A 24,885-nucleotide genomic window follows, 5' to 3' on the forward strand; every position below is an offset into this window, starting at 1 on the left:
AAGATATGGTGAGAATAGACTAAGAAATAGTAATTCAATAAATAATTAAGAATTTGTTTGAGAGAACATGGAAGGGATTTATTTCGTTTCAGAAACAAATAACCAAGCTTCAGGAGAATCTGTTCTTTTGATTTTTCGCAGAAACTCTAATGCTTCTGGAACATCAGAAAAGCTAGCGTAAGACACCTGATGTAACCCGTAACGATTCATACCAATACGCTCGGCGTTGTATCCTTTTTCCTGAAGTTGTTTTACCTTCCTCTCAGCATTCGCCTCAATTCTAAAAGCTCCTGCAACTATATGATATTTATAAGATTCTTTTACTACATTTAAATGTACAGAGGGAAGTAAAATAGGATCTGTATCGAAGAAAGTAGCACGCTGTATAGTTTGTTCTACCCGCTCCACGGCTTGATCTTCTGCAATTTGCAGTTGTTCGTCACGATAATTTTGGAAAAATATATAACCAGTTGCTCCTATGGCCAAAGTAACCAATGCAATAGCTGCATATTTTAAATAGGGTCTTTTTGCTCTTCTTTCTGGCGTAAAAAGAACCGGAACTTTTGCCTCAATTTTTTCAACCTCTTCCTTCAAAACTTCACGACTGATGGAAGGAGAAACAAATGAACTAAGACCAAAAGAAGGTGTGTGGTAATTTAAATGATAAGAAGGTTCAAATACAATACGACCTTCTTCTGTGTATTGAAAAGAACCAATATTCTTTAAGGTAATATCTTCGTTTTTGGTTAACTGAGATTTCCAGAAATCAACTAACTTCTCTAATTTTTTAATAGCTTCTTCGTAAGGAATATTTTCTACATCAGAAATATACCTAGCTAACAAACCATCATTAGAATGTAATTGCTCATTAAAAGAAACCACTTTAGAGGGCGGATAAAACGCATTGGTGGTTTCATGAACTTTAGAAGGTTTTCTATGCGTAAGAAATGCACCAAAGTTAGGAATGGTAACACACTGATATCGATATAATAAATCACTTATATAATTCTCTACCCTCATTGACACAAATATTAAAAAATTTTAACGCTATGAAAAGCACTGAGGTGATTTTTTATTAACAGATAACACGCTTTTTTTCAACCATCTTGTTTTCAATTCTTAACAGTTGATTTTTATAGAAATAGTGTAGCATTAATTCTTATTTTTGAAGGAAAAATCAATTAATTTTTGAAAGACATTATTTCAATTAAAATTATCTTTAGCATGAATATATTAAACATGTATGAATTATAATGATTTAAGAGCTGCTATAGCACTCCAGTCAACTCCTAATATTGGAGATGTTAATGCTAAAAAATTGATTGCTCATTGTGGTAGTCCTGAAGCTATTTTTAAAGAACGTAAAGACAGATTGCTTAAGATAGACGGTATTGGAGCCTATACTATAGCACATCTTTTTGATTCTATTTATTTAAAAAAGGCAGAGGAAGAAATTGCCTATATTGAGAAGTATAATATTAAGTATCATTTTTTTTCTGATGAAGACTATCCTGTGCGATTGAAACACTGTATAGATAGCCCTATTTTATTATTCAGGAGTGGAAACATAGATTTGAAAGGAAAAAAGATACTCAGTATTGTTGGTACCCGTAAAATAACGAATTATGGGATGTCTTTTTGTGAACGCCTATTGGAAGAACTAGCTCCTTTAGATCCCATTATTGTGAGTGGCTTTGCGTATGGGGTAGATATAACCGCACAGAAAGCTGCTTCAAGATTGGGGATGCAAACAATAGGTTGTTTGGCTCATGGTTTAAATCAAACCTATCCTAAAATTCATACGCCTTATAGAGCTAAGATTGAAAAAAATGGAGGTTTTTTAACGGAGTTCCATAGTACCTCCCAGCCAGATCGTGAGAATTTCTTAAAAAGAAATCGAATTATTGCTGGAATTTCAGAGGCAACTGTGGTAATAGAATCTGCTGAGAAAGGAGGAAGTTTAGTTACTGCTGCAATTGCTAATTCTTATAATAAAGACGTATTTGCCGTTCCCGGAAGATCTGAAGATAAGTTTAGCGTAGGCTGCAATAATCTTATTAAAATGCAAAAAGCACAAATGCTTACTTGTGCTGCAGATTTAGTTTACCTGCTGGGGTGGGATGTGGAAACCATTGCTACACCGGTCATACAAAAACAATTGTTTGAAGAGTTGAATACTGAAGAGCAAAAAGTGTATAGCTTTCTTATGAAAAATGGAAAAGAATTACTAGACCTTATTGCTTTGGAATGCAAACTACCTATTCATAAAGTATCAAGCTTACTTTTGGGCATGGAATTAAAAGGCGTAGTGAGACCTTTACCTGGTAAACTTTTTGAAGCAGTATAGAATTAATAACCTAGTTTTATGCGAACGCGATGTAAAACTTCATCAGCAACTTTTGAAGCTTTGGCTGCACCAACTGCTAATGCTTCATCTATTTTCTCCGGATGATCCATATAAAAATGGAACTTTTCTCTTACATCAGAAAAACGTTCTAAAATAAGTTCAAACAAGGCTTGTTTGGCATGGCCATAGCCGTAACCTCCTTTTTGGTAATTACGCTTCATTTCGGCACTCGCTTCTGGAGTAGCTAATATTTTATACAAAGCAAAAACAGTATCGTTTTCTGTACTCTTAGGCTCCTCTAAAGGAGTACTATCTGTTTGAATACTCATTACTTGCTTTCGTAGTTTTTTATCAGATAGAAAGATATTGATCAAATTCCCTTTGCTTTTACTCATTTTTTGACCATCTGTACCGGGGATATACATAGTATCTTCTTGTACTTTTGCTTGTGGAAGCACCAATGTTTCCCCAATCAGATTATTAAATCGGGCAGCTACATCACGGGTCATTTCAAGGTGTTGTAATTGGTCTTTTCCTACAGGAACAATTTCTGCATCATACAGAATAATATCAGCAGCCATGAGCATTGGATATGTGAATAAACCAGCATTTACATCTTCTAAGCGCGCTGCTTTGTCCTTAAAAGAATGCGCTAAGGTGAGCCTTTGATATGGAAAAAAACAGCTTAGATACCAAGATAATTCGGTTACCTGAGGGACATCACTCTGGCGATAAAAAACAGTTTTGCTTACATCAAGACCTGCAGCTAGCCAGGCAGCGGCAGTAGCATAGGTATTTTCTTTTAATTGTTCCCCGTTTTTAATCTGCGTAAGCGAATGCATATCTGCAATAAATAGAAAAGATTCATTGGTAGTATCTTCCGCCATCTTAATCGCCGGTATGATAGCCCCCAAAAGATTTCCTAAGTGAGGTATTCCGGTACTTTGCACGCCTGTTAATATTCTTGCCATATCAATTCTTTATCAAAGAGGCACAAAGGTAAAAGAATTACTAAAAAACCTCATCAAATTTGTTATTTTTGGTGGCATGATTGTTCTGTTAAGGAATCTTTTTTACATAATTTGGCGTATCTGGTTTTACATCTTGGTCGCAATCCCTATTATTATTCTTTTTCCGGTGCTATTAGTATTATCTTCAAGAGATAAATTCTATAAACAGTTTTTTTGGTTAGCTAGAAATATTTGGGCTCCTTTTGTTCTTTTTGGAATGGGTTTTTTTCCTATTATTAAAAAGGAAGAAAAAATAGTGAAGAATAAAAGCTATATGCTAATAGCTAATCATACTAGCATGACTGATATTATGTTAATGCTTCGCACCTCTCATAACCCTTTTGTCTTTGTTGGTAAAAAAGAACTGGCTAAAATTCCTTTGTTTGGACTGTTTTACAAACGCGTATGTATTATGGTAGACAGAACCAGTGCCAAAAGTCGTACAGCCGTGTATAAAAGAGCGCAGGCAAGATTGAACAGTGGGTTAAGTATTTGCATCTTTCCAGAAGGAGGTGTTCCAGATGATGAGAGTATTTTGTTAGATGAATTTAGGGATGGTGCTTTCAGGTTAGCAATAGAATATCAAATTCCTGTGGTTCCCATTTCTTTTGCAGATAATAAAAAGAGATTTCCGTTTCGCTTTTTTGGTGGCTCCATGGGAAAAATGCGCGTACAAGTGCATCATTTTCTGCCTACAAAAGGTATGAAAATTGAAAATAAAACAGTTTTAAAAGAACAGGCATATACGGTTATTAAAAACCAACTTAAGAAGTTTCAAAAAGAGAAGGCCGCATAAAGCGACCTTATCTCCCATCATTGCTTTTTTTCATAGCAATAATCAACCTAACCAACTAATAATTCTAAAACCTAAAACTTAAACCTGTATAGACACCTATAGTATAAGGTCTAAAGCCACCATCTTCATTTGAAAATGTATTCAGTTGATACTTAAAGATAGGTTCAAGGTTTAATAGTATTTTATCAGATAATTTATAATCAAGACCAAAACCAATATTGGTGCTAAAGCTGGTATTGTTTAAGTTGTTGGCTTCTCCTATATTAGTTACAAGATCATCTGAAGCAACAGAGATTGCATTATCTGTAAGAAATAAAGAACTAAATCCTCCAATAATATGTATACCCAACTTTCTATCTATCAACCTATATTTTAACTCTAAAGGCACTTCTAAATACCCTAACTCCTGCGTTAAGATTCCATTAACTCCGGGAGCTTCTATATTTATCTCCCTATCAGCAATATTAGGGGTATTATTCAAAGGGCGATCACTAATTCTAAGATTAGCGGTAGTATTTGCATAAGCAATTGTAGCAATAGGAGCCGCCTGAAGTGCTTGAGAAGTAATGGCAATATCATCAGTTTCGTATCCGTAATTCACCATATTAACACCAGAACGGATGCTAAGACGATTGGAAATCTCATAAGCTACGTTAATGCCATAGCTCATATTAATATTCCCAGATTTAGAATTATCAGCAAACTGCGAATGAATGGGAGAGCCCTCCCCTAAAGTATTATAGTATACAGGTGCTATAGAAGGATTCACACTCCATTTGGCAACGTTGACAGTTTCTTCTACATCCTTTTCCTTTAATGCTTCCTGTTCTGCAATAGCATCATAAATAGACGTTTTCTTTTCTAAAACGTTTTGGTCTGAAACACCTGTTTTTTGAGTTTCTTGTTTTTTGAATTTTTCATTTTCAACAATTGTATTATTTGTTGAATTTTTCTCAGGCAAATTTTGATTATTTACAATCACAGCTTCTTGTTCTTCCTTGTTAGAAATGGGAAGCTTATTGGAAGTTAGAGAATCTTTTTTTATAGTTTTCTCAGGATTATTATGTTCAACAACTGCATCTATATTTTTGTTTTCAATGATGGTTTGCTTCTTTTTTATTCTATCCTGCCGGAGGGGAAGCTCTTTTTCTTTAGTCTTAATATTATTGTTAGATTCAACCACTACTGCATCTTCAGCTTTGTTATGTGGTACAGTAATTAATTCCTCTTTCTGAGTCGTATGCGTATTAGATTTTAAAGTTTCTTTTGTTTGCTCAACAACATGTTCTCTTTTCTGTCCCTTAGAAGGAGAAGGTATTTCACCATTATTTTTCTCGCTAATTACAACTGTTTCTTCTTTTTTAGGAGTATCAGAGACATTGGTAAGAGTGTCTATCTCTACAACAACTTCTTCAGCAGTGATTTGTTCTTTATCAAGCTGAAAAAGCTCTTTCTCCTTGTTTTCATTTTCAGGTGTTTTGTCTCTCTTTTCTTTAGTATCTGTAACAGGTAACTGCTGCGTATCAATATTAGAACTTAAGAAATAATAGCCAAGAGTAAATAGTAGCGCTAATGCCGCAGCTATACCTCCCAAACGCCACCAAACAGGGATCACTCTCCGCCGCTTATCTGGTTTTTCATCCAGTTTACTTTCAATTTTAGACCATAAAGCATCCTCAGGCGAAACATCAAGATCTTTGAATCTTTCTCTAAATAAACGGTCTATATTTTTTTGTTCACCCATAATTAAAGTGAGTTAATTTTTTTTTTTGATTGATAATCTTCAATCTTGTTTTTTAAAATCATTCGTGCTCTAGACAAATTTGATTTAGAAGTACCTTCAGAGATGTTCAACATCTCACTTATATCCTTGTGAGAATAGCCATCTAAAACATACATTGAAAATACAAGTCTATACCTATCTGGTAATTCTTGTATAATACTTAATAAATATTGTAATGACACGTTTTCATCTTCTACATATACATCTACCTCTTCTGGTATATCATCAGAAATAATATCAAAAACACCTTCTTTTCTATACTTTTGAAGGTTGGTATTAACAGTTATTCTACATATCCAGCCTTCAAAAGATCCTTTAAAATTATATTGATCTATTTTATTAAAAATAGTAATGAAGCTGTCTTGTAAATTATCATCGGCTTCGGTTTTATTTCTTGAATATTTTAAACATATTCCATATAATTTGGACGAAAATAGCCTGTACAATTGTTCTTGGCCTTTTCGTTCTCTTTTTTTGCAAAGATGAATGAGTTGTTCTAAACTCACAAATTGTTGGTTTTAGTTTAAATTAGTAAGAACGTCTATTCTTCAATAACCGGAACTTCTATAACAAGATAATCAGGGTCTCCATTTGCATCATTTCCACGCCAGAATCTGAATGTATAGATCCCCGTATTAAGTACTACGAAGTCAAAAGAAACTTCTACTTCTTGGTTTATCTCATTACAGGTCGTTCTATCAAAAACAGAAGTAACTAAGGTTACAGAACGTTCGTTTTCTCCGGTTCTCAAATAATCAAAGCCTTCAAAGAAATAACAATCATTTGGCCGTAAATAACTTACCTTAATATTGTATGACTCATTTAATTCAAAGGATTCTGGCAGCGTTGCTCCCGTCACTGGAATAGCTTCAAAGTGAAAATTGGCACCATCATCAAGACTACAAGAGGTGATAGTTGCAATTAGTAGGCATAAGGCAAAAATCTTCTTCATAAAAATATCTTTTTAATAAGATGCTTAATTACTAAAAAGGTTGCGTAATCACAAATATTTTTGATAGATATGATATAGAATAATGAGGTTTCTATTAAAAATGATTTATTTGCTTTATCATAGGTACTAAAAAAACCGGCTTCTGCCGGTTTTTGTTAATCTTTTAAAGCTTTAAGTGCCTCCCTTATTTTTATTTCGAGTTCTTCTAGTAATTCAGGATTATCCATGAGCAGGAGCTTTACAGCATCTCTTCCTTGGCCTAATTTAGTATCTCCATAACTAAACCAAGAACCACTTTTTTTAATAATCTCATATTCTACTCCAATATCTAATATTTCTCCAATTCTTGAAATACCCTCCCCATACATAATGTCAAATTCGGCCGTTCTAAAAGGAGGCGCTACCTTGTTTTTAACAACTTTTACGCGTGTTTTGTTACCAGCAACACCACCATCACTCGTTTTTATTTGGGTAGAACGTCTTATGTCTAACCTTACAGAAGCATAGAATTTAAGCGCATTTCCTCCAGTTGTGGTTTCTGGATTTCCAAACATAACACCAATTTTCTCCCGCAATTGGTTGATAAAAACAACAGTACATTTTGTTTTACTAATGGTACCAGTTAATTTTCTAAGCGCTTGAGACATTAATCTGGCGTGAAGCCCCATTTTTGAATCGCCCATTTCTCCTTCAATTTCACTTTTAGGGGTAAGCGCTGCTACAGAATCTATAATTACAATATCAATAGCTCCAGATCTAATAAGGTTATCTGTAATTTCCAAAGCCTGTTCTCCATGATCTGGTTGTGAAATGATTAAATTATCAATATCAACACCTAGTTTTTTAGCATAAAAGCGATCAAAAGCGTGTTCTGCATCTATAAAAGCAGCAATTCCACCCGCTTTTTGAGCTTCAGCTATGGCATGCAAGGTTAGCGTTGTTTTACCTGAAGATTCAGGACCGTAGATTTCAATAACCCTCCCTTTTGGATAGCCACCTACACCTAAAGCGATGTCAAGGCCAATAGAACCTGAAGGAATAACTTCAACATCTTCAGCAACACTATCACCCATCTTCATAACGGCACCTTTGCCATAGGTTTTATCTAATTTGTCTAATGTTAGTTTAAGGGCTTTTAATTTCGCATCTTTTTCAGAACTCATACTGTATTTTCTATTGAATTAACTACCGCTAAAATACCACTTCTTTTTACCACTTACAATGCATCTAATACCTTTTAATTAACACTTTTTAAAAGCTGTTTTTAGAACTATTTCTTTCCATTAATAATACTATATATAGCGGCCTAATGATGGTAAAAATGATTGTATGATTATTTTAAAAATAATACATTTGTCAAAGATTCTTTAACCTTTAAAATTAGTATAGCATGCAACTGTACAATAATTTAAGTGCTAAGGAAAGAGCAGCATTAATAAACGAAGCAGGCAAAGACAGGCTTACGCTCTCTTTCTACAAGTACCATCATATTAAAAATACTCGAATTTTTAGAAATCATCTGTTTCTCGCTTGGGATGAACTTGAAGTTTTAGGTCGTATTTACATTGCGGCAGAAGGGATTAATGGGCAACTTTCTATACCAGCAGATAATTTTATCAAATTTAAAGAGCATCTAGATAGCATTAGCTTCTTAGAAAATGTTAGGCTTAACATTGCCATAGAACAAGATAATATGTCTTTTCTTAAGTTAAAAATAAAAGTGAGACACAAAATTGTAGCTGATGGCTTGAATGATCATACTTTTGATGTTACCAATAAAGGAATTCATGTAGGTGCAGATAAGTTTAATGAGCTTATTGAAGACCCGTACACCCTATTAGTAGATATGCGAAACCACTATGAAAGTGAGATAGGGCATTTTAAAAATGCCATAACTCCAGATGTAGATACCTTTAGAGATTCGCTTCCTATCATAGAAAATAATTTAGCCCCTCATAAAGAAGACAAAAAGCTGGTAATGTATTGTACTGGAGGCATTCGTTGTGAGAAGGCAAGTGCTTATTTTAAGCATAAAGGATTTAAAAATGTCTATCAATTAGAAGGTGGTATTATAAATTATGTAAGGCAGGTTGAAGCAAAGGGATTAGACAATAAGTTTGTAGGGAAAAATTTTGTGTTTGATGACCGAAGAGCTGAGCGGATAAGTAATGAAATCATTGCAAATTGCCATCAATGTGGTCAAGCTTGTGATACACATACAAACTGTGAAAATGAAGCGTGCCATTTGCTTTTTATTCAATGTGATCACTGCAAGAAAAAAATGAACAATTGTTGTTCAAATGAGTGCAAAGAAGTAGCTGCCTTGCCTTATGAGGAGCGAAAAGCACTTCGCAAAGGAACTATAAAACCTAATAATATTTTTAAGAAAGGAAGGTCTGAAGTATTAAAATTTAAGGAATAAGAGTGGACTATTATCTTAATTTATCATCTTAATAAATAATAGTATCTTTACCTTTTTAGAAATTATTTACGAATCTTACTCGGTTTTTTTGATACCGATTAATATATAAAAAATGGGTTGTAACAGTTGTTCGACCGGAAAAGACGGACAACCGCGTGGTTGCAAGAATAATGGTACTTGCGGTAGCGATGGTTGTAATAAATTAACTGTTTTTGACTGGCTTTCAAATATGTCTCTGCCTTCTGGGCAGAAAAAGTTTGATTGTGTTGAAGTACGATTTAAAAATAGCAGAAAGGATTTTTATAGAAATAAAGAAAATCTAACCTTATCCATAGGCGATATTGTAGCAACTGAAGCCGCCTCCGGACACGATGTAGGTATTGTTACTTTAACTGGGGAACTCGTTAAAGTTCAGATGAAGAAAAAGAAAACAGACTGGAATAATCCAGAAGTTCCCAAGATCTATAGAAAAGCTTCTCAAAAAGATATTGATGTTTGGTCTAGAGTTAGAGATAGGGAAGAATCTGTCAAAAAGAGATCTAGAGAATTAGCTATTTCTTTAGGGCTTCACATGAAAATCTCAGATGTAGAGTTTCAAGGAGATGGTTCTAAAGCTACTTTTTTTTATACCGCAGAAGAACGTGTAGATTTTAGACAACTTATCAAAGAAATGGCCAAAGCATTTAGCATTCGTATTGAGATGCGTCAAATAGGCTTTAGGCAAGAAGCTGCTAGGCTTGGTGGAATTGGTTCTTGTGGCAGAGAACTTTGTTGTTCTACATGGCTAACAGATTTTCGTTCGGTAAATACCTCAGCAGCAAGATACCAGCAACTTTCACTCAATCCGCAGAAACTGGCTGGGCAATGTGGTAAATTAAAGTGCTGCCTAAACTATGAATTGGATTCTTATCTGGATGCACTTAATCAATTTCCTAAAATGGATGTTCGACTTAAGACCCAGAAAGGGAGGGCCGGATGCCATAAAATAGATATCTTTAAAGGCCTTATGTGGTTTGCTTACGAAAAAGATGGGATGAACTGGCATAAACTTACCGTTAGGCAAGTAAATGAGATTATTGACGCCAATAAAAAAGGTGGCGAAGTAGCAAGTCTGGAAGAATATGCTTCAGAATTAATGGAAACAAATACTAAAAAAGAGTTTGAGAACGTTGTAGGTCAAGATAGTTTAACTAGGTTTGATACTCCCAAAAAACACAAAAGCAGAAGGAAAAATCGCAATAAAGGACGTTCTAATTACAAGAAAAAATCGAATTCTCAGAAATAATGCTTAGGCAATTTTCATATTTCACTATACTATTTTTATTAGTATCCTGCGATTCAAAGAGTGTGTATTCTTCCTTTGAAAGTGTAGATAATAGTTGGAAAGAAGGAGAAAAGATTTCATTTGATTTTAAATCACCAGATTCCATCCAAAAATATAATTTATATGTATTAATAAGGAATGATGAAAATTATGCCTTTAGCAATTTGTATTTAATTGTTGGGATGGATTTTCCTAATGGGAATCGTGTTGTTGATACTCTTCAGTATGAAATGGCTAAACCAGATGGTACTTGGTTAGGAGAAGGGTTCACTTCTTTAAAAGAAAGCAAACTTTGGTATAAAGAGGATATTATTTTTTCCGTACAAGGAGAATATAAAGTACAGATAGAGCATGCTATGCGTATAAATGGCAAGGTAGAGGGCGTAAAGACCCTTGAAGGAATAAAAGATATTGGCTTTAAAATAGAAGCTACTACAAATTAAAAACGGATTAAGATGGTAAAGAAGAGTTCTAAAACTTCTGTTACTCAACCTGCAGGATTTAGAAAGTATATTTGGTGGTTTTGGAAATTACTTGGAACCATGTTACTGTCCATTGTATTGATATTTCTATTTGCATCATGGGGTTTTTTTGGAAAATTACCCACCTTTGAAATACTAGAGAACCCAAAAACGAATCTTGCAACTGAGATCATATCTTCTGATGGTGTAACCCTTGGAAAATTTTATTTCAACGATAACCGTACTCCAATATTTTATAAGGATTTACCTGAGCATCTGGTGGAAGCGTTGGTAGCTACAGAAGACGAACGTTATTATGAACACTCAGGGATAGACGCAAGGGGAACACTGAGAGCAGTACTTTTTTTAGGAACAAAAGGAGGTGCAAGTACCATTAGTCAGCAATTGGCTAAACTATTGTTTACAAATCAAAGATCTAAAAATATAGTAGGCCGTGTTATTCAGAAAATTAAGGAATGGATTATTGCTACTCGCTTAGAAAGACAATATACTAAACAGGAAATCGTAGCGATGTATCTTAATATTTATGATTTTGGCTATAATGCAGACGGGATTCGTTCGGCGGCTCGAATTTACTTTGGTAAAGAACCAATTGATCTCAATATTGAAGAATCTGCTATGTTAGTAGGAATGCTTAAAAACTCATCTTTATTTAATCCTATTAGAAGGGAAGAAAGGGTCACAAAACGGCGTAATGTGGTTTTGAAGCAAATGGAAAAGAACGATTATATTACAACTGCAGTTAAAGATTCGCTTCAAAAACTACCACTGCAAATAAGATTTAATCCAGAATCACATAGGGAAGGTATTGCCACCTATTTTAGAATGTATTTACAACAAGATTTTCTAAAAAAATGGATTAAGAAGAATCCAAAAGAAGACGGTTCTGAATACAATATCTATTTAGATGGATTAAAAATTTATACTACCATAGATTCCAGAATGCAAGCGTATGCTGAAGAAGCGGTAAGTGAGCATATGAAAAGGCTTCAGACAGAATTTTTTGTTCAGAATACTCCAGAAAGAAACAAAACAGCTCCGTTTCTGAATGTGAATGAAAAAGAAATCAGAGGTATTTTAGGACGCGCCATTAAACAATCTGATAGGTGGCGAAAAATGAAGGCTAAAGGAATTAGTGAAAAAGAAATATTTACCTCTTTTAGCAAAAAAAGAGAAATGTCCGTTTTTAGTTGGAATGGAGAGAAAGATACCATAATGACGCCTTTAGACTCAATTAGATATTACAAGCATTTCTTGCGAACTGGTATGATGAGTATGGAGCCGGAAACAGGGCATGTAAAAGCTTGGGTGGGAGGAATAGACTACAAACACTTTCAGTATGATCAGGTATATATGGGTGCCAGACAAGCGGGATCTACTTTTAAACCCTTTGTATACACCACCGCTATTGATCAGCTCCACTTGTCTCCATGTGACTCGCTTCCAGATGTATATAATTGTATAGAGGCAAATAAGTTTGGAAACTTAGAGCCTTGGTGTCCTAAAAATTCTGATGGAAAGTATTCCGGCGAAATGCGAACGCTTAAAAATGCATTAGCCAATTCAGTAAATACAATTACTGCCAAATTAATGGATAAGGTAGGCCCTCAACCCGTTGCGAATCTTGCCAAAAGATTAGGGATTACTGCAGATATTCCAGAAGTACCTTCTATTGCACTAGGAACACCAGACATTACAGTATATGAAATGGTAGGAGCATATGGTACTTTTGCAAATCAGGGAGTTTACGTAAAGCCTGTAATGATAACTCGAATTGAAGACAAAAATGGAAAAGTACTCTATGAGTATGTGCCTGAAACCCGAGATGTATTAAGTCCTGAGGTTGCCTATGCTACAGTAAATTTAATGCAAGGAGTAACTGAGGCGGGTTCTGGATCCCGTTTGAGGCATGCGTGGGCAAAAGATCAGACGCTTTACAAAGAAATAATTACTGGATATCCTTACAATCTTACAAATCCAATAGCAGGAAAAACAGGAACTACTCAAAATCAGAGTGATGGATGGTTTATGGGTATGGTACCAAACCTAGTAACTGGTGTATGGGTTGGTGGAGAAGATAGAGCAACTCACTTTAGATCTACTTCTTACGGACAAGGCGCTAGTATGGCCTTACCCATCTGGGCGTTGTACATGAAAAAATGTTATCTAAATAAAGAATTGGATATTTCAAAAAGCGCTTTTGAAAAACCTGAGGAGATGACTATCAATACAGATTGCTCTAAGAAGCCGGAAGGTAAAGTGGAAGTAATAGACACAGAAGAATTAGATGGTATAAACTTCTAAGTACAGAATAATTTGTAATTCTTTAACCGGATTAGGTTCTCATTTCATTATTTCAAAATTAACCAATTTATAGGAGTGGTCTTTTGAGAATTTCGTAATTTTCCCTAAAAATAACACGAAATGATTAACAAGAAAGTAAAGTCAGTTCATGTGGCACTTTCAGGTGTACAGAGCAGTATGACATTTATGTTTGGTGGCTTTGGTCTCTGTGGAATTCCTGAAAATAGTATTGAGGAATTGGTCAACCTTAAAGTAAAAGATCTTACCTGTATTTCTAACAATGCTGGTGTAGATGATTTTGGACTGGGGTTATTGCTGCAAAATAGACAGATTAAAAAGATGATTTCTTCTTACGTAGGTGAGAATGATGAATTTGAACGACAAATGCTTCATGGTGAATTAGAAGTTGAATTGATCCCTCAAGGCACATTAGCAGAACGCTGTCGAGCAGCACAAGGAGGATTTCCCGCTTTTTATACACCAGCTGGTTTTGGCACTGAAGTGGCACAGGGCAAAGAAACAAGGGAATTTAATGGTAAGATGTACGTCTTAGAACATGCATTTAAAGCCGATTTCGCTTTTGTGAAGGCATGGAAAGGAGATGAAGCCGGCAATCTTATATTTAAAGGAACCGCACGTAATTTTAATCCTTGTATGTGTGGAGCAGCCAGAATAACGGTTGCGGAGGTAGAGGAGTTGCTCCCTGCAGGCTATTTAGACCCAAATGAAATTCACATCCCAGGAATATTTGTTCAACGCATTTTTCAAGGGAATAAATATGAAAAAAGAATAGAGCAAAGAACCGTAAGATCAAAAAACTAAGATGAGTTTAACAAAAAATCAAATTGCACAACGCATAGCCCGAGAGGTAAAAGATGGGTATTATGTAAATCTGGGAATTGGGATACCAACGTTAGTAGCCAATTTCGTCAGGGAAGATATTTCTGTTGAGTTTCAAAGTGAAAATGGGGTTTTAGGTATGGGACCTTTTCCTTTTGAAGGTGAAGAGGATGCAGATCTTATAAATGCTGGCAAACAAACCATTACAACGCTCCCAGGAGCTTCTTTTTTTGATTCGGCAATGAGTTTTTCTATGATTAGAGGTCAACACGTAGACCTTACCATACTAGGCGCTATGGAAGTAGATGAAAATGGTGATATTGCCAATTGGAAGATTCCAGGTAAAATGGTAAAAGGAATGGGAGGGGCAATGGATTTGGTTGCTTCTGCAGAAAACATTATCGTAGCTATGATGCACACTAATAAAGCAGGAGCTTCTAAGCTTCTTAAAAAATGTAGCTTACCTCTAACGGGCGTAAAATGTGTTAGAAAGGTGGTTACTAATTTGGCCGTAATGGATATTACTGACAGAGGTTTTTTATTATTAGAGCGTGCACCAGGGGTTAGTGTGGAAGCTATAAAGAACGCTACCGAGGGTAATTTAATCATAGAGGGTGCTATTCCTGAAATGAAATTTTAAAGCATTTTGTAAGTAATTTCTGCAAAAACGTGTATTTCATCGATTTTTTAATGTATTTTATCGATTATTCCGAAATATTTTGTTATGTTTGATCAAGTTTTTACCCCAAAGCTTAGTAACATGAAAATCAAATTACAATTAACCTCAAGATCAAACTTTCACCCCAATCAAGATTGGAATTCCCAAGATTCTTATTTTGAAGGATTGCGCTCAACTACTAAACTTCTAAGAAGTTTAATAATTGTAGCGAAGAAAGTTTTTATGCTTTAATGAAAAACGTGAGTCTGATACTTTTTTGCCCCAAAAAGGAGTATCTCACTGTAAAGGATCAACGCAGCCCCAAACAATTCACCTGCAGCCCCTGAAAGTGGAACCACTCAAAATTGTTATAATAAGTTAATAGTTATGTTTGTTTAGTCTTTACAATTATCAGACTCACGTTTCATTAAATTTCTTCCTTTCATTTCTAGTTGTTAACAAATATTTAATAAGAATTACGGGATAACCGTAGTGCTTTTGAATTTTAGAGAACATTTTACCTAAAATGTTGTGATTAATATACTTAAAAGCTGTTTTTCATCGAATAAATCACACTAATTTGGTTGTTTTCATAAATTTTTAACAAATTTGTAAGATTATATACCAATTAAATCTCTTAAAAATGATTAGAAAAATTACACTTTTACTCTTTATGTGTTTGACCGTGGGTGTTATGTCTGCGCAAAAAGCACAAAGAGATTGTGCTTCCATGGAAAATTTGGAGTACAGAATGCAGCAAGACCCGCAACTTGCGGATCGTATGGCAGAAATTGAAACTTATACTCAATCCAAGATTGAGGAATTAAGGCAAAACAGAATTGATGGAAATATAATCACTATTCCCGTTGTAGTGCACATTATTTATAGCAATGCACAGGAAAATATCAGTGATGCACAAATTCAGTCACAAATTGATGTTCTGAATGAAGATTTTCGTCGTTTAAATGCAGATGCTGATGGAACATGGCCTCAGGCCGCAGATACGCAAATAGAATTTTGCTTATCAACCATCGATGAGAACGGAAATGCAACAAATGGGGTAACCAGAAAATCTTCTACAAGAACTTCATGGGGTACTAATGACGCTATGAAAAGTTCAGCAAACGGTGGTGTAGATGCCTGGGATACTACAAAATACCTTAACATGTGGGTATGTAATATTGGAGGAGGAATTCTTGGATATGCTCAATTTCCAGGTGGTAACGCTGCTACAGATGGTATTGTAATGAGTCCTCAATACTTTGGTAGTTCTGCTAAAGGTACAGGGTTTTATCTTTCTGCTCCTTTTGATCTAGGTAGAACAACTACTCATGAAGTAGGTCATTTCTTAAACCTTAGACATATTTGGGGTGATGGTAACTGTAACTTTGATGATTTTGTAGCAGATACTCCTGATTCAGACGCACCAAACTTTGGATGTGCAGAAGGAACTGTTTCTTGTGGAACCGTAGATATGGTTCAGAACTATATGGATTACTCGGATGACGGTTGTATGAATTTGTATACCCAAGGTCAAACAGATCGTATGAGAGTTACCTTATTACCAGGTGGTGTAAGAGAGTCTTTAGGAGCATCAGATCAATGTGGTACTCCACCAGATCCAACCTGTGACGATGGAATCCAGAATGGAGATGAAGAAGGTGTAGACTGTGGTGGTTCAGATTGCCCTGCATGTCCAGATCCAACCTGTGATGATGGAATCCAGAATGGAGATGAAGAAGGTGTAGATTGCGGTGGGTCTTCTTGTGAGCCATGTGAGACTGGATGCTCTGAAAACGGAGTAACGCTATCTATTACTTTTGATAACTTCCCTAACGAAACATCTTGGGTATTAACAGATGCTAGTGGTTCAACAGTAGCCTCTGGAGGTACTTATGGTAGTGAGCCAGACGGTTCAACGCTTACAGAAGATATTTGTCTACCAGATGGATGCTATACTTTTACATTGAATGATAGTTTTGGTGACGGTATTTGCTGCGCCTTTGGAAATGGCTCATATAGCCTTACAAGTGCAGACGGAACTGTATTGGCATCAGGTGGTGACTTTGAATCTTCTGATTCAACAGATTTCTGTGTAGGTGAAGGTTCAGAACCCACATGTGATGATGGCATCCAAAATGGAGATGAAGAAGGTGTAGATTGTGGTGGTTCTGCTTGTGCACCATGTGAAATAGGAGGAATAGATACACTAAATCAAGTATTCTTTGAGACTGGGTTTGATGGATGGATTGATGGAGGTAGCGATTGTGGTTACTATTCTGGTCCACGTTCTTGGGAAGGTGTTTCTTCAATCTATATTAGAGACAACTCTGGTACAAGATCATCACTAACTTCTCCAGCCTTAGATATGTCTTCGTACAATCAAGTAGAAATTGAATTCTATTTCTATCCTTTCAGTATGGAGAATGGTGAAGATTTCATCGTAAGTTTCTATGATGGTGCAAGCTGGATTGATGTAGCTGCTTATGCTGCTGGTACTAGCTTTAACAATAATGGTTTCTATGTGGCAACTATTACGTTGAGTTCTAATGATCTTAACTTTGCCGCTAACTCTGCATTTAGATTTACAAATGATGCTTCTAATAATTCAGATCTTATTTATTTAGATGAGATTACTATTAAAGGAATCTCATTTGCTAGAGAAGCAAGATTAAACGGTGAGCCTAGATTATTACGCTCTATGAGAGATGGTGAAGGTACTTTTGATGCATTGCTATATCCAAATCCGGTAACTAATGGTGTGCTTAACATCAATACTTTTGGTGCAGAGAGTGCTAAATATCGTATTATGAACCTTCTTGGACAAACCGTACAGGCTGGTTCACTTAAAGAAAGAAACTTAAACGTAAGCGGTCTGCAGGCAGGTGTTTATATTTTCGAGTTAAATGATGGTGAAGAAATTACAACAGAGAAATTTGTGAAACAATAATTCTAATTCCATATTATATGAAAGGGCTGCCACTGGCAGCCCTTTTTTATTCTGATTTATCTATTTTAACCTGTGAATTTTTTTTAACGAAGTAATTATATTTCTGGGGTATAATTGAAATTGTATTTTTTACATCAAAAGGGATTCTATAATTTATAATTAAAACGTTTTTTTAGAGCTTATTCAAAATTGCTGCTGCTTTTTCCAAAGTTTGAGTCTCTTTAGCAAAACAAAACCGTAATAAATGATCATCCCTTTCATTTGTATTAAAAACGGAAACAGGAATAGACGCTATGCCATGTTCTTTTACCAACCTAATAGCAAATTCTGTAGCTCCTTCTTTAGTGATTTCGCTATAATCTAATAACTGAAAGTAAGTGCCTTTACAAGGGAGAATTTTGAATTTTGAATTTTGTATGAGAGCTCTGAAAGTATTTCGTTTATGTTCATAGAAATTAGGTAAAGAAATATAATGATCCTCATCCTTTAAGTAATCAGCAAAAGCTTTCTGAACGGGATGATGGGTACTAAAGACATTAAATTGATGCGTTTTTCTAAATTCATGCATTAATTTTTCTGGTGCTACACAATAGCCTGTTTTCCAACCTGTATTGTGAAATGTTTTACCGAAGGAAGCACATATAAAAGTGCGTTCTGCTAGCTTAGGAAATCTACAAGCACTTTGATGTACCTCTCCATCAAAAATGATATGCTCATAAACTTCATCACTAATCAAAATAATATTAGTGTCTTTTAATAAATTTTCAAGAATACCCATATCACTTTTGCTTAAAATAGTTCCTGTAGGGTTATGAGGAGTATTAATAATGATCATCTTTGTTTTAGCGGTAATTTTTTCTTTCACCGTTTCCCAATTCACTTGAAAAGAAGGAGCTGCTAATTGAATGAGCACTGGGATACCTCCCTGCAACGCAATAGCAGGCTCGTAACAATCATATGCAGGCTTAAGCACTAATACTTCATCTCCCGGTGAAATAAAAGTTGCTATGGCAGTAAAAATAGCTTCTGTAGCACCTACTGTAACTGTAACTTCAGTATCGGGATTATAAGAAATAGCATGCATTTTTTCAATTTTTTTTGCAATTGCCTCCCGCAATTCTAGCAAGCCCGGCATGGGTGCATATTGGTTAAAACTTCCATGCATAGCTTTTGTTGCCAGCTGTGTAAGCAAAGGGTCGGCGGGAAAATCTGGAAATCCTTGTGATAGGTTGATCGCATTATGCTCATAAGACAGACGACTCATAATGGTAAAAATGGTAGTCTTAACATCAGGCAACTTTGAATTAAATTGAATGGGTGAGGCTTGCATAAAACTATTTTCTATGCAAATTACAGTTTTAAACAGACTTAAACTGCTATTTTTTTCAAAGTTAATAAAAGAAGCTGCTTTCAATTCTAAACACCGGAAAGGGTCAAAGAGAAAGGTATAATTCCAAGAAAAGCAATCTTTATTTTAAATGCCAAAAGCCTTAAAATGTATTAAAGAATCACCATGGGAGGTATTTCTAGCTGTTTATTGAAGAAAGTAACTTGGTATAATGAGTGAGCTAGTTAAGCTCAGGTAAAAGAATCGAAGTGATTTTTGGGCTTAATCTAAAAAAAAGGCTTTGCTAATACAGTAAAACCGTAATGTAAATAAAAACTTACCGTAAAAATTTCCATAATACGATAAACCGTAATTGATCCTTCAATAATTTTTATAACTTCGACATCAGAAAATTCTTAATAATGTGTTCGCCCTCCAAATAGTAATCCTCATTAATTTGAGATGTTAGCAAAAGAAATTCATAAGGAAATTAGCTAAAGATTAAAACCTCATGACGGACTAACTAACGGTTTTATTTTTGGATGGGAGCACCGTCTTCTCGTAATCAATCAGAGGGCGGTGTCTCTTTTAAAGGTTTCAGACATTAATTTGTCTGTTTTTAGAAATGACTTAATTTGTTTAGTTAATTATATTGAGTAGGGTTGGAGATTTCTCCAGCCTTTTTCTTTACCGATATTTAAGTGAATTATTTTAAGTAGTATTTTTCCGTTTAAGGAAATCGTCTATATTTTTGGGAAAATCCTTCATTGGAAATAAAATCAAGTATTAAAGCTCCATTTTTCACCTCAAAAAAAATAGTTTTAATGAATTCATTTGAGCAACTAGTGTTTATGATGCCCGTTTCTATGGAGTAGGTACCAGATGCAATTTGCTCTTCTGAATATGGATCACATAAAGATTTATTGGTAACTACAGAACCATTTTCTAGAAATTGCAACGTCTTTTCACTTCTAACGGGTTGAAAAGTTCCGCTTCCGTCTCCAGGATCGGCCAGTTGTTCTACCAAACGCCAAGTACCTGAAGTAATATCTATATTTTTTGTATCATCATCATCACATGAACTTAATAGTAAAAATGCTAGAAAAGGAATTGCTAATTTTTTCATCTTTTGAATTATTGTTCTCTCTAATACGATTCAAAAAGTACAAAATAGTTGCTTGTTCAAATAAATTTTTTCATGCATAACACCTTTAAGGATAACTTAAAGAATTGGTTTCATTCAATGGTCCAAACGCTCACTGCTTTGAATTTAACAACCTCTACCTGCTCTTTTAACGGCTTGCTTTGCTTATGTTTTGCGTACTTACCTGAACAGGAATTAAGATTTCCTATCTATTTTGGCAGATACTATTTATCAGACCAAATAGCAAGCTCATTACCTGAAGGATCTTTAAACTGAAAACGTTTACCACCGGGAAAAGAAAAAATATCTATACAAATAGAACCGCCTGCGGTTATAATATCACTTTTAATTTTATGGAGGTCTTCATGATATAAGACCACTAGTGCACCGTTAAGAATTTCCTCTTCTGTAGTTTCAAAACCTCCCGCTACACCACTTTCTTTTTCTTCAAAAGAGGCATAGGTAGGCCCATAATCTGTAAAAACCCATCCAAAGACTTTTGTGTAAAACGTTTTTATAGCATCTAAATCTTTTGCTTTGAATTCTATATAATTTATATGGTTGTTTTGTTGGCTCATAGCTATATAGGTTAACTGAAAGAGTTTACTATTTTAAAGATACTTAATAAGTATCATTTCTGTAAGTTTTGTATTTACGTATTTTGTTATGCGTAATGAAGTTTCAGTGTATTGCTAAATGAAATACGCAATTGGTCACTTTTTGATGAATTTAAATCTTATATGGAACTCATGATGCTCATAATTATGTTTCATCCAAAGAAACAGGAAAAGACTGTGCGTGGTTAAAATAGTTGTTAGGATCCCATTGTTGTTTAGTGCCTACTAATCTGGGTAAATTGTCTAGAAAATACAGTCTAAGCGCTCCTTCTTTACCTACGATATCATTTAAATCAGAATCGCAGTAATTATAATAACATCCATCAACATTGTTATTTGGGTCAAGAGCCGGACTGGGTGTGCCTCCTGTAGCTGCATAAACAGTACTATAAAAATCTCGAATCCATTGTAAATGAAAGGCATCTTTACTTTCATCTGTCCAATAGGTTTGATATTGTAGCTTCATAATAGAACTGCGTTGTGCAATAGCAGTAGTACTAGGGTTTATGGTATTGATTCGTCCACCATAGGTGTCTACTTGGAGTAAACTTTGTTGCATATCAACCAGCGTAAGTCCATTTGGAACTATATGTAAATATTCATAAATAGCTTTTATGTGTGCAGGTGGAAATGCTTTTCTCATATAGGCAGATTTGTATTTTCCACGTTGGTTGGCACCAGATCCATTTAGGGTTTGGGATATTTCATAATAGGTGTATTCTGTAGTATGTGAAGACGAAGGGTGTACTTGAATATTACCATGTCCAAAAATAGGAGCCTGAGGAGTATGATGTGATGCTATAGCTGAAAGTTCCTGAAGTTGTTGCTGGATTAAATTATAGGCAGCTTCTCTTTTGAGGTCTTTGGTAATGGTAGTTTGAATAATTAATTGAATTTCCTGATTGGCCACATGCAGCAATTTGAACAACCCAAATTGATTGCGTGGTGTAGTAGCAGAGAAATTAGCATACCAATCTAGTAGCTTCTTAAAAGCAGGGAGATTTAGAGCATCCCATTTAAAGGCAATAGTAGTTAAAAGGGCGGTTTGGGGTACTGTTGGCAATTCTTTAAAATAGTAGCGTGTAATCACTCCAAAGTTTCCACCACCACCTCCGGTACTTGCCCAAAATAAGTTGCCAGCATCATTATCTGAATCTGCGGTAACATATACCGTTTTAGCTGGCTTACGGGCAGATGGTTTTACTACAATCTCTAATCCAGTAAGCCAATCCGTAGTCAAGCCATTTAGACGGGAAAGCAACCCATATCCACCTCCGCAAATATGTCCGCCAAGCCCAACAGAATAGCAAGATCCGGCAGGAAGTACTTTACCATAATCTCTGAATAAGGTTTTAAATGCACTCCAATTGGTACCACCAGAACCAAGGTAATAACCTTTGTCTGCCTCATAGCCCACATCATTCATAGGACCTACATCTATTATTGCTTTAGTATCATTGCTAAATACAAAATTTTCATAGCAATGTCCTCCTCCTTTTATCTTCACTTTATCTCCATAATTAATAATCGCATCTTCTAACGCTTGTGCCGTGCCTTGTGCATTATAGCACAAGTAGATGGCTTCACAATTACCAGCAAACCATCGGCGATTAAAACCTTGTAAAAAACTTGGGAATTGAGGTGTGGCGTCTTCTACAGCTATCTTTACGTAGTTGTTAGTGTCCATTGGTTTTTTGATTAGGTATATTTGAATTATGTAATTCAAATATACCTAATCGTCTTGATTTAACCTTCTGTATTTGTGCGTATTAATTTATAAAAAATGTAGTTTAAATAAGTTAATTCTTATTAAGAACCTAGCAAATGAATAGTGTTTTAGAATCTTGCATTACTTATAAATAGACCAAAAAAACACTAAACGATTTATTACAATAGATAGTGATGGAAACAGAATTTTAATCTATTTCTTCTTTTTGATTTTATATTTATTGGAATTTGATTTGATCAATAAGTATGGAAACCCTATTAAGATTGCTAAAAATAAGGCATAGAATTCTATCATTTGATTTTTTAAATATTCTGCCACAAAATATCCAATAATCAGAATAAACGCCATGCCAAACATGGAATTTCTAAAAACGGTGGCAATCCCTTCTATATCATAGTTTTCTTTTTCCTTCTGAGGCATTGTATTATACCCAGCAATTAGAAAATATAACTTCCCATACTTGATGAGTATGCCTAGAATGACAAAAACAACGGCTACAAAAATCATCATTTAGTTTTTTTACTAAATATTTTTCTTAAAGATATGAATTTTTTAAAAGTAGCTCACTAAAAAGTAGTGTTTGTATTGGTCTTATATTAATAGCAAGGCACTGAAACGGTTTGTATGAATAACCAATATGAAAATAATTGAAATAGTATCTAGCAGCCGCGAAATCTATACGAGATTATGGAATAATAGAAAAAGATCATGAATGCTTTTAGTATGGTTTTAAAGAATGAGTTTGGATAAGATTCTATTAGAAATTTTTTGTGAGATTTTTCTATGGGGGAATTGCATTTTTATTCATACTTCTAACAAACCACATATATGGACAACGAACTGAGAAATACAACACAAGACCCTGCTAGGCAAAGGAATGTAGCTTACCAGAGAAGAGTTTTAAGAAACAATGTACTACCAGGTCTAGTTATGGGCGAAATGGGAAATCTACCAATGATGCATATGGAAAACCTAGTCCGTATGATGGAACGCGAGTATGAAAGGCTTAACCCTGAACAGAGACGAATATTAAGACGATATATTATTGCCCCAACTACTGTGCTTGTGGCTGCTGTTGGAGCTATTAATATCTTTAACAACCAAAAGCATCAAAATGACCGCACCACTGCTAACATTAATTCTGCTTTGTGGAGCGTTGCTTTGGTACCACTATTAGCGCTTATAGCAGAGTCTGTAAAAGATGCAATTAACCGTTCACAGGAGATACCACAAAGACAGGATGATGAAACAGCATCGCTAAGTATGCACTCCGCCCCAGAATTAGATACTTTGGGTGGTATGGAAATGGGTAACCTTCAAGAATTAAACAATCTTGCGGTCTTACCGGAATCCATTAGTAACAGTTCCCAGCAGTTCCCGGTAAATCGGCCTGAACCTTCAATACTCCCACCCCAAAGGCCTAAACCTGCTAGATCACGAAGTTTTCCTTGAATAAAAGAGGTTGATAAACCCATGGATGGATTAGTTAAAGACAAAACAGAGCTTTTGGGGAAGCTCTGTTTGGATCAATTAACACTAATTACAAATAAATAAAAAAATGAAAAAAATAGGTTGGAGTTATAGTAAAGACTATGGATTAACAATAATAAATTCAGATCTTCTGTTGAATTGATGAGCGCTTTCACTACATTCAATTCCATCACCACATTCGTTGACAAGTTGTTGTTCACCAAAACCTTTGGCACTTATAATACGGTCTGGATGAATACCTTTTTGTATTAAATAATCTTTAGAAGAGTTAGCTCTTCGGTTTGATAATTTAAGATTGTAAGCTTCGCTTCCACGTGAATCTGTATGCGCTTCAATACGAATAATCATACTTTTGTTAGCATTCAAAACAGCTACTAGTTTATTCAATTCTACACTTGCATCTGGTCTAATGAAGGACTTGTCATAATCAAAGAAGATTTCATCGGTTTTAATCTTGGTAATTCCGTTTTCTACCACTATAAGATCAGAATAATTTTCATTTGCATTATGAATCGTTTCTCTGCTACCATAAGTTAATTTGTAGGTGTTACCTGTTAAGTTTGGGGCAAAAAAGGCACTGTTTGGGGTCGAAGCAGAGAAACGACTCTCTTCTTTTGCGTTTATATCCGTAAAAAAAGAATTGATAGAAACACATGTGAGGGCTATATATATAAATATTGTCTTAATGTGTAATGGTATTGCCATAGCA

The 24,885-nt window shown here is 35.0% G+C and carries 22 protein-coding genes; 10 read left to right on the forward strand and 12 right to left on the reverse strand.

Features of this window, described 5'->3' with window-relative positions:
• Positions 1–78: 78 nt before the first annotated feature.
• Positions 79–1,020, reverse strand: a complete 942-nt coding sequence (locus WBG07_RS10795) for an HU domain-containing protein (RefSeq protein ID WP_340201181.1) — start codon at positions 1,018–1,020, stop codon at positions 79–81.
• Positions 1,021–1,243: 223 nt separating this feature from the next.
• On the opposite strand from WBG07_RS10795, the gene dprA reads away from it, so the two are divergent.
• Entirely contained in the window at positions 1,244–2,347 is a 1,104-nt protein-coding gene (gene dprA, locus WBG07_RS10800; protein WP_340201184.1) for a DNA-processing protein DprA, read from the forward strand.
• Between the two features lie 2 nt (positions 2,348–2,349).
• Here dprA and trpS read toward each other — a convergent pair whose 3' ends face one another.
• A complete protein-coding gene (gene trpS / locus WBG07_RS10805) occupies positions 2,350–3,318 on the reverse strand; it encodes a tryptophan--tRNA ligase (protein ID WP_340201187.1) in 969 nt (322 codons plus the stop codon).
• A gap of 76 nt (positions 3,319–3,394) precedes the next feature.
• On the opposite strand from trpS, the gene WBG07_RS10810 reads away from it, so the two are divergent.
• Positions 3,395–4,153, forward strand: coding sequence for a lysophospholipid acyltransferase family protein (locus tag WBG07_RS10810; protein ID WP_340201189.1), 759 nt, complete (start codon positions 3,395–3,397; stop codon positions 4,151–4,153).
• Positions 4,154–4,217: 64 nt separating this feature from the next.
• Here the strand turns inward: WBG07_RS10810 and WBG07_RS10815 are convergent, their stop codons facing one another.
• The 4 genes from WBG07_RS10815 to recA form a co-directional block, all read right to left on the reverse strand.
• The gene (locus WBG07_RS10815) at positions 4,218–5,897 is read right to left on the reverse strand and encodes an outer membrane beta-barrel protein (RefSeq protein ID WP_340201193.1); all 1,680 of its coding nucleotides are present in this window, start codon (positions 5,895–5,897) and stop codon (positions 4,218–4,220) included.
• 2 nt (positions 5,898–5,899) lie between these two features.
• Positions 5,900–6,442, reverse strand: coding sequence for an RNA polymerase sigma factor (locus WBG07_RS10820; protein ID WP_340201195.1), 543 nt, complete (start codon positions 6,440–6,442; stop codon positions 5,900–5,902).
• 35 nt (positions 6,443–6,477) lie between these two features.
• A complete protein-coding gene (locus WBG07_RS10825; protein WP_340201198.1) occupies positions 6,478–6,888 on the reverse strand; it encodes a hypothetical protein in 411 nt (136 codons plus the stop codon).
• Between the two features lie 155 nt (positions 6,889–7,043).
• Complete coding sequence (recA, locus tag WBG07_RS10830) at positions 7,044–8,051, reverse strand: recombinase RecA (RefSeq protein ID WP_340201201.1); 1,008 nt, start codon at positions 8,049–8,051, stop codon at positions 7,044–7,046.
• Positions 8,052–8,278: 227 nt separating this feature from the next.
• On the opposite strand from recA, the gene trhO reads away from it, so the two are divergent.
• The 7 genes from trhO (at position 8,279) to WBG07_RS10865 (ending at position 17,868) form a co-directional block, all read left to right on the forward strand.
• Complete coding sequence (gene trhO, locus WBG07_RS10835) at positions 8,279–9,310, forward strand: oxygen-dependent tRNA uridine(34) hydroxylase TrhO (RefSeq protein ID WP_340201203.1); 1,032 nt, start codon at positions 8,279–8,281, stop codon at positions 9,308–9,310.
• A gap of 112 nt (positions 9,311–9,422) precedes the next feature.
• Positions 9,423–10,595, forward strand: a complete 1,173-nt coding sequence (locus WBG07_RS10840) for a PSP1 domain-containing protein (protein WP_340201206.1) — start codon at positions 9,423–9,425, stop codon at positions 10,593–10,595.
• Entirely contained in the window at positions 10,595–11,077 is a 483-nt protein-coding gene (locus tag WBG07_RS10845) for a gliding motility lipoprotein GldH (protein WP_340201209.1), read from the forward strand. The genes WBG07_RS10840 and WBG07_RS10845 overlap by 1 nt, the downstream gene beginning before the upstream one ends.
• A 12-nt stretch (positions 11,078–11,089) precedes the next feature.
• Positions 11,090–13,420 carry a penicillin-binding protein 1A gene (locus WBG07_RS10850; protein WP_340201212.1) on the forward strand — a complete coding sequence of 777 codons (2,331 nt, stop codon included), beginning with the start codon at positions 11,090–11,092 and terminating at the stop codon, positions 13,418–13,420.
• 120 nt (positions 13,421–13,540) lie between these two features.
• Positions 13,541–14,242, forward strand: a complete 702-nt coding sequence (locus tag WBG07_RS10855; RefSeq protein ID WP_340201216.1) for a CoA transferase subunit A — start codon at positions 13,541–13,543, stop codon at positions 14,240–14,242.
• A 1-nt stretch (position 14,243) separates the two neighbouring features.
• Positions 14,244–14,900: a CoA transferase subunit B gene (locus WBG07_RS10860; protein WP_340201220.1), complete on the forward strand. Its 657-nt coding sequence runs from the start codon at positions 14,244–14,246 to the stop codon at positions 14,898–14,900.
• A 661-nt stretch (positions 14,901–15,561) separates the two neighbouring features.
• The gene (locus WBG07_RS10865) at positions 15,562–17,868 is read left to right on the forward strand and encodes a M43 family zinc metalloprotease (RefSeq protein ID WP_340201225.1); all 2,307 of its coding nucleotides are present in this window, start codon (positions 15,562–15,564) and stop codon (positions 17,866–17,868) included.
• 172 nt (positions 17,869–18,040) lie between these two features.
• Here the strand turns inward: WBG07_RS10865 and WBG07_RS10870 are convergent, their stop codons facing one another.
• From WBG07_RS10870 to WBG07_RS10890, 5 genes are all read right to left on the reverse strand, one after another.
• On the reverse strand, positions 18,041–19,198 hold the full coding sequence (locus WBG07_RS10870) for a methionine aminotransferase (protein ID WP_340201230.1): 1,158 nt from the start codon (positions 19,196–19,198) through the stop codon (positions 18,041–18,043).
• Between the two features lie 727 nt (positions 19,199–19,925).
• Positions 19,926–20,321 (reverse strand): hypothetical protein, encoded by a 396-nt coding sequence (locus tag WBG07_RS10875; RefSeq protein ID WP_340201234.1) that lies wholly within the window; start codon positions 20,319–20,321, stop codon positions 19,926–19,928.
• A 242-nt stretch (positions 20,322–20,563) separates the two neighbouring features.
• Entirely contained in the window at positions 20,564–20,917 is a 354-nt protein-coding gene (locus tag WBG07_RS10880; protein ID WP_340201236.1) for a VOC family protein, read from the reverse strand.
• Positions 20,918–21,101: 184 nt separating this feature from the next.
• On the reverse strand, positions 21,102–22,643 hold the full coding sequence (locus WBG07_RS10885; protein ID WP_340201239.1) for a BBE domain-containing protein: 1,542 nt from the start codon (positions 22,641–22,643) through the stop codon (positions 21,102–21,104).
• 234 nt (positions 22,644–22,877) lie between these two features.
• On the reverse strand, positions 22,878–23,195 hold the full coding sequence (locus tag WBG07_RS10890) for a DUF3784 domain-containing protein (protein ID WP_340201243.1): 318 nt from the start codon (positions 23,193–23,195) through the stop codon (positions 22,878–22,880).
• A gap of 318 nt (positions 23,196–23,513) precedes the next feature.
• Between WBG07_RS10890 and WBG07_RS10895 the strand changes: the two genes are divergently transcribed.
• On the forward strand, positions 23,514–24,137 hold the full coding sequence (locus WBG07_RS10895) for a hypothetical protein (RefSeq protein WP_340201247.1): 624 nt from the start codon (positions 23,514–23,516) through the stop codon (positions 24,135–24,137).
• A 138-nt stretch (positions 24,138–24,275) separates the two neighbouring features.
• Here the strand turns inward: WBG07_RS10895 and WBG07_RS10900 are convergent, their stop codons facing one another.
• On the reverse strand, positions 24,276–24,881 hold the full coding sequence (locus WBG07_RS10900; protein ID WP_340201250.1) for an OmpA family protein: 606 nt from the start codon (positions 24,879–24,881) through the stop codon (positions 24,276–24,278).
• Between the last annotated feature and the right edge of the window lie 4 nt (positions 24,882–24,885).

It is taken from the genome of Ascidiimonas meishanensis (assembly GCF_037782385.1).
GTDB classification, from domain to species: Bacteria; Bacteroidota; Bacteroidia; order Flavobacteriales; family Flavobacteriaceae; genus Ascidiimonas; species Ascidiimonas meishanensis.